This is a genomic window from Schlesneria sp. (genome assembly GCF_036405755.1).
GTDB lineage: Bacteria > Planctomycetota > Planctomycetia > Planctomycetales > Planctomycetaceae > Schlesneria > Schlesneria sphaerica.
The window spans coordinates 1-6,653 of sequence record NZ_DASWWZ010000058.1; the positions used below are offsets into that span (position 1 = coordinate 1).

The window sequence follows — 6,653 nt, forward strand, 5'->3', positions numbered from 1 at the left end:
ATTCATGGGGCTTCGGTGGTTACGCCGGTAGAATTGTGTACTATCCATTCAATGACAGCTTCACCGGTGCACCGGTGAAGAGTGCTGGCGCGACGCGAAAATACAAACTGCACCTAATATTCACGGATGATATGAGTCCTCCGAATAATGGTAAGACGCAAATTCGGTTTGTGAAAACGGATAATGGTGGGGAATATGTTCGGTTCCATGACATTTCGCGCACTTGGGGTGAAGTTGCCGATCGTTCTAGGGACGAATCTACTGATCCCGTTTTGGCTTCGGAATATTCAGGCTACGCTAGGCACGTAAGAGTCGAGATTCGCACAACACATCCTCAAGGGTACGGTCGCCTATTCTATCTGGCGCTACAGACTTGGGATGTCTATTAAGGCAGGGCAACAGCAGAGTGTTAATGGATATAGGCCCAGCCTTGAGAAGGTAGGGGTCCGCGTGATGCGTTTGCGATTGAACTGGGATCATTAAATGAAGCGCCCTTGCAGTTAATCATCAAGCGCGGGGCGATTGCGTCTTTAAGGTTCATCCGGCTTTGGTGTGGGTCTGGTGTGAGTTTTCAATTTCCGAGCAGGTGAGACGATGCAGGATCGGGAATTGTACCAGCAGATCTTGGGGTTGAAGAGTCCCTGGACGGTGTCTGGCGTCGCGTTGAATATCGAGCAGTTGCGGGTTGAAGTTCGTGTCGAGCATCCTTCGGGAACGCGGTTTTGCTGTCCGGACTGTCAGCGAGAACTGAGCTGCTATGACCACACCGAAGAGTGTCAGTGGCGACACCTGGATAGTTGTCAGTTCAAGACGATTCTGTTTGCCCGGATTCCTCGTGTTGAATGCCCCGTTCACGGCGTCAAACAGGTCCGCGTCCCGTGGGCCGAGAAGGGTAGCCGTTTCACTCTAATGTTTGAGCGGTTCGCCATTCAGGTGCTGTTGGCCACGCAGAATGTCAAAGGGGCCATGAGCATCCTGCGAACGAAATGGGATCAGACCTGGTCCATCCTGGAAAGGGCTGTTGCACGAGGTCGTGCGCGCAAGCAAGACGTCGCCATTCCTCGCGTGGGAATTGACGAGAAGGCCTTCCTGAAAGGCCAGAATTACATCACGCTGGTCTATGATCTGGATCGCAGTACCGTCGAGGCCATCAGTGATGGAAATGACGCCGACGCGGGATTCGCAGCACTTTCAGCCCTTTCCCAGACGCAACTTCATTCGATCGAAGCGATCGCCATGGACATGAGCGCCGCCTATGTCAAAGCGGCGAAACAAGCCATTCCCCTGGCAGAAACGAAGATCGTTCACGACCGATTCCACATCATGCAGATGGCGACGAAGGGGGTCGACAAAGTCCGGCGCGCTGAGCATCGCAAACTTCTCAAGGAAGGTGATGATCGCCTGAGTCACACGAAGTACGTCTGGCTCACGAGTCAGGAGAATCTCAGTGAAAAACAGCGATCCCGATTCGACGAAGCCTTCACCTTACAACTCAAAACGGGGAAAGCCTGGGCCTTCAAAGAAATGTTGCGGGATCTTTGGACGCAAGACTCTGCCGCCAGTGCCACAACCTTTTTCAACGCCTGGTATCAGCGGGTGATCCGCACGCGACTGGAGCCGATGAAAACCGTTGCCCGCGCGATTAAGGAGCGTTTGGCCAACGTCGTGAGTTACTGTACCCACCGCGTTACCAATGGGGTCGCCGAAGGTATGAACAGCAAGATCATGTCCATCAAGCGACGCGTCGGTGGCTTCCGTAACAGACAAAACTTCAAAACCGCAATCTTCTTCTACTACAGCGGACTCAAGCTCGACCCACAATAATCCCGGATGGACCATCTTTAAGAAAGAAATTGTAGTAGTATCGCTTGTGGTGTGTTAAGCAGGGGGTGAAGCTAGTGTGATCGAACGCTCTCGAATCTCCTGTGGTAACTAAAGCCGTTGTCGAGCTCCAATGTCACGTGGTTTGTTTAAAACAGTTCTCGTCTTCACTGTAGTGTGACAGGATAAATTGTTCGAATTAAGACTGCCAGCCAAAGAGTTCGGAATCGAAATTCGCGTCATCAAACTCCATCCAGTGAGTTCAAGAATATTTGACGAGTGCTTGTGTATTTGGTTGCTTCTGGTGTGCTTCGCCCTGACAATGGATTTGGAAGAGTTGTTGTGATTTCTTGGCCGCTCAACTTATCTCACGTTTAATAGAGCCTGTTCAATGGGACCGCAATCATTTTGGGTGGCAATCGCCACTGTTCTCCTGACATCTAATCGTCATGGTGGTGAGTATATCATTAGCCTGCCGGCTGGTTGGAATGCTGTTTCCTTTCCATCTAATCCTGGCGTGCAACAGGCCACCGAGTTGCCGGCCGACGTGACTGCAATTGTTGCCTACCGTGGTTCCCAAACTTTGAGTTGGAAGCGAGGTCCGGATGCTGTCAGAGATGCTGCGCTGCCGGAATTAAAGGCCCCGTTGCCACAGTTTGCCGAGCAGGGTGAACTGGACCTTTCGTCGCTGAAAGCACACGAGGGTTATATGGTGTACGCTGAGATTCCGGCGCGTTGGAAAGTATCGTTTACGGCACTTCCTCCGCTGATAGAGTTGGAGGTCGACAAGTGGACATTTTGCGGAACCCCCGTGGGAGAATTCGGTTCGGTAATCCCCGTGAACGAATTTTCGCCTCCGAGTTTCGCTCCTGCCGTCACAATGTTCGGCGATACGTTGGACATGTTTTATCTGGCGACCGCAGCCAGTCCAGCGGTTAATGCTCAGCGGGCTTGGTCCGCTGCCGATTTGAAGGGGGTGGTGGATCCCGGCAATCCGACACGAAACGCACCGTGGAATGTCAGACAATTTGAAGCCGTCTGGATCAAAAGCAGGACAGCGCTTGGTAGTGCATCCAAGATCGAAGTTCGTTCATCTTCTCCACTCTCCATCACCCCTTCAGTGGTTTTGGATCTAGATGATTCTTCCGGCCATGTCGATCTTCAGGTAAGACTTTTGCAGGGACGCTCCTGCGTTTTCGGACTTCGTGAGACAGATTGGTACTATTCACAGACGAAGCCAAGTGACATGACTGCAGTTGTCCTCGCCGCTCATGACAGCGTGTTTACTCATGTCGGATTCAATCCGATCACAATTGTCGAGGAGCAGCCCTATATCGTTTTTTCGAGCGCAGTTGCCGTCACTCCATATTTAGAAACGAGTCACGGACCACTCAACTCGAAAAGGGCATTGCGAGTTTCTTGCGATCGAATGACTAAGGGGGCCTCATTGAATGTGCAGGGAGTTTCGCAGCGAATCAATCGAATCCTGAAACCAGGGTTTTATCTCGGCAGGATGGAGTTGATGTCAACTGGCCTGACTCAGGGAGGAGGAGTGCCGACGATAGTAGTGCTACTCGAAGTGCCAGAACTTTATGGTCCGTATGAGGGATTTATTCACGCGCAAGTGCTTTCTGTTCGTGAGGACTCTCGACTGAATCCGTTGGAATTCTTTCGGTATCGAACTTCGATAGCGGCCGGGCCAATTCCATTCGAAGCTTTGATGGTCGCGGCTCAACCGAACGTGGAAAGCATCGAAATCGGACGCTTTCCATTGCGATGCACATTGAGCAGAGTGCAGGGGAGTCCGGATAAAATGCAGGCGGTTCTCGAAAAACGCGGCTCATTCATCGTGAACGCAGACACGAAGCTTTCGGGGGCATATGAGTTCCGAAGAGATGTGGACGCGTTTCACGGCATTGACGTGACACTGGCTCAAGCAAAGAAGACAGTGTTTTTGGAAAGCGGCCTTCACAATGGCAAGTTCAAAGCTAATGATGCACCAGTATTGGCACGGCCGGTGGCGAAAGTTTCTGGAAATAGCATTGTGCTTGCTGGAAATGACGGAATCGTGGCTGAGACTCCCCAGGGAACTGTCTCGGAGCCGCCGGTCGTCAGTGTAAGCCGCGACATCAAAATTCTTCTACAGGAGCAATTCTCAGGAGTATTGCAAGGATTGATGATCGAAAGATTGGGACGATCACCCAATGAAGGTGCTGATGGCACGGTTCTGGGTGTGGCGGTCACCGATTCATTGACGAGCAAGGTGCGATCGGCGAGTGTCCCTGTGTATGTAATCGGCCGCGTCGAGTTGCGACGAGTTCCGCTGAAGAGGGAAGATAAATGAACGAGAGGCGGCTTCATCGGTGGCTTTACTTCGAGCTGGTCCTTATGCGACTGATCAAAATCGGCGGGCGGTTGATCGCAGCTTCAGGTTTCACCTTCGCGGCTTGCTATTTCGCGGTAGGATTGCACGCACAAAGCGACCCTCAGATCTCCGGGTTCGTGCGAGATGCGACCAATAATGCCGTTCCTGGAGCTTACGTAGTCTTGTTTCAAGGGGGGAATCGCACCCGTACTATCCAAGCCACCGCCCAAGGCCAGTTCGTAGTCACCGGCGATGTGACAGCTGGAGACCTCGTGATCAGGGCGGAAAGAATTGGTTACCTGACTTGTCAAGCTTCGCGAAAAGTTTTCTCCGGCTCCGCTGCTGATGTCGACCTTCGGCTCATTCGAGAAATCTCGGATTCGGCGACAGACGCGATTAGAGTGCAAGTCGGGCCCTTGGCAGTAGGATCCAGCATTACTGCAACAGCGATCTTTCAGGGGACACCGACTGCTATCGGTTGGAAGCTTGAGAAAAAGTTTGCGAACGATTGGGAGGAAATTCCAGTCACCCCGATTTCACCATCGGAGTTGCTTCACTATCAATTCGTTGCAGCTGACATCAACAGTTTCCCGCATGTCGAGTTTCGCCTCTCGACAACGATACATTATGCAAACGAAGTTCGAGTTGCATCGCGAACATTTCTGGCTTCTGCACAATCGCTACTAATCGACGGTGAGCTATGACCATTTACCAAAGATCGCGATCCATATTCGGCCTCGCGTGTTTGGCGATAATGCCATCGTCTTTGACAGCCCAGGATTTTTCCACGACGTTGGTTACGTCTGCGGGATATTTTTCGAGCGGGTACAAGTATCGTGACGAAGGTCAGGGTCGGAAGTTTGAGATTTTGAAGCAGGTTTCGAATAATCCGTCGTCGTCGACTCAGCCTCTTTCTTTTGCTCAGATTCTTCAGAACTATAAGAAGGATGATCAATTACGTCGCTTGGAGTACTTTCGAGGAGCGACGGTTCTTTTTGAGCGAGTGTCGTCCGACTTCGTTCCTCGGCCCGGAGGCCCGGTTCCGCCGGGGATTTCGGCTGCAGATCGTGAAGCGTTGAAGAACTTGCTTCACTCTTCAGAGGCGGAAACTGACGCTGGGAAAAAGGCGAAGAGCTTCCGTTGGCTGTCTGATGCCGAGTTAATGCTGGCATCTGACAACCTTCTGAATGCATTGGATTCGCGTTTTCAGGTCAAGACGAACCAACTGGGTAAACCCCAACCCCAGCCAGCTCCGGCTCCCGGCTCGCCCCCCGCCAATGAAGAGGATCGGCCAGAGCCTCCGTCAGCGGCTGACGCGTTCACGAAGGCTGCCCAGGAGGCGGGATTCGGCCTTTCGACGTACTGGGTGATTCGGCAGGATGTGGGATTACTGGATCGGGACGTGCAACCGGTGGATGGCGTAGTGCCGCTTTCCTTGGAATCTCTGTATATGCAGTTGCAAGAGCGGCGGCTGCAGTCACGGATCAACGGAGGCAAGGTCCGCTTCAATGAATCGTCGCGGGGCAAGCATTCGAAGGAGGAGATTCAGCGGGAACGCGATGCGGCGGAAGAAGAGTTGCAGCAAACCGGGATGGAAGCCTATCTGAGTCTGGCCATCCTGGGAGCTTCGCATAAGAAATCGACCGACTTCAGCGAGAATGGAGCGGGAGAACTGCGGACGAAGCTGGGAGTAGCGGCGCGGGTGTACTCGATGATCCGCTCGGGTAAACAGCCCGATGGTTACATTGAATCGTTCATTCCCAATCGGAACCCGGCGGAACTTTATGCGGACGCGGTCAGCGTGACGATCACGGCGATTCAAAAGGAGAATATCGCCAGGGATTCGCGTCAGCAACAGTTGAGTGCATTAACGCAGATTTCTGCGGAGATCGACAAGCAACGGCAATCGTTCCGCTCTCCGCTGGAGCAGTTGTCAGGATTTCGTTTCTACGCTGACAAGGTCGAGCACGCAGGCAAGCCGCTGGAGTTTCAGCCGGGTCCTCCTCCTGTGCCTCTCAATCCCTCGCTTCCCGAGCATCAAGAGGCGTTCTTCCGGATCGTTGATGAACGAGTTGAGACAGAACTGAAGCGGCACGCGGAGGAAGTGTCACGGCGGACCCGGTCGGTGTCCGAGTCGATCCACCGCGAGACGGACCTGAGCCAGACGCGACGGGAGTTAGCGAACCAGCAAGCAGCGACCGGTTCGAAAGACCTACCAATCCAATCGTTTGGAGCGTTGGGGGCCAGTGCCATCTCGATCCAGCAGGCGACGACGGCTGTCTATCAGTCGTACCAGGCACTGCAGCATGCGTTGGATGCGATCAATGACGAGAAGAACTACGTCCTCGAACTCGACGGGATCAATCAACAGGCCCTGCAAAGCAGCCGCAAAGTTCTCACTGACTGGGCCGAAGAACAAAAGAATCTCGCCGCAGAACAAGTCTTCCTCAGCTCCACTAACGTCAGC

Annotated in this window: 5 protein-coding genes; all 5 read left to right on the forward strand. The window is 53.0% G+C overall.

All coding sequences use genetic code 11. The features are described from left to right. The coding region (locus VGE80_RS01975; protein ID WP_440591481.1) for a hypothetical protein at positions 1-389 on the forward strand (389 nt) is incomplete at its 5' end. Between the two features lie 205 nt (positions 390-594). After that, positions 595-1,824 (forward strand): ISL3 family transposase, encoded by a 1,230-nt coding sequence (locus tag VGE80_RS01980; protein WP_440591482.1) that lies wholly within the window; start codon positions 595-597, stop codon positions 1,822-1,824. Positions 1,825-2,212: 388 nt separating this feature from the next. Continuing rightward, positions 2,213-4,165, forward strand: coding sequence for a hypothetical protein (locus VGE80_RS01985; RefSeq protein WP_440591483.1), 1,953 nt, complete (start codon positions 2,213-2,215; stop codon positions 4,163-4,165). A gap of 44 nt (positions 4,166-4,209) precedes the next feature. Next, the gene (locus VGE80_RS01990; protein ID WP_440591484.1) at positions 4,210-4,890 is read left to right on the forward strand and encodes a carboxypeptidase-like regulatory domain-containing protein; all 681 of its coding nucleotides are present in this window, start codon (positions 4,210-4,212) and stop codon (positions 4,888-4,890) included. Between the two features lie 89 nt (positions 4,891-4,979). After that, on the forward strand, positions 4,980-6,653 hold a 1,674-nt coding region (locus tag VGE80_RS01995), incomplete at its 3' end, for a hypothetical protein (RefSeq protein WP_440591485.1).

Bases quoted from the DNA above. Each gene is read 5' to 3' on its own strand.
- VGE80_RS01980 (WP_440591482.1), top strand. From the start codon at position 595: ATGCAGGATCGGGAATTGTACCAGCAGATCTTGGGGTTGAAGAGTCCC.
- VGE80_RS01990 (WP_440591484.1), top strand. From the start codon at position 4,210: ATGCGACTGATCAAAATCGGCGGGCGGTTGATCGCAGCTTCAGGTTTC.
- VGE80_RS01985 (WP_440591483.1), top strand. From the start codon at position 2,213: ATGGGACCGCAATCATTTTGGGTGGCAATCGCCACTGTTCTCCTGACA.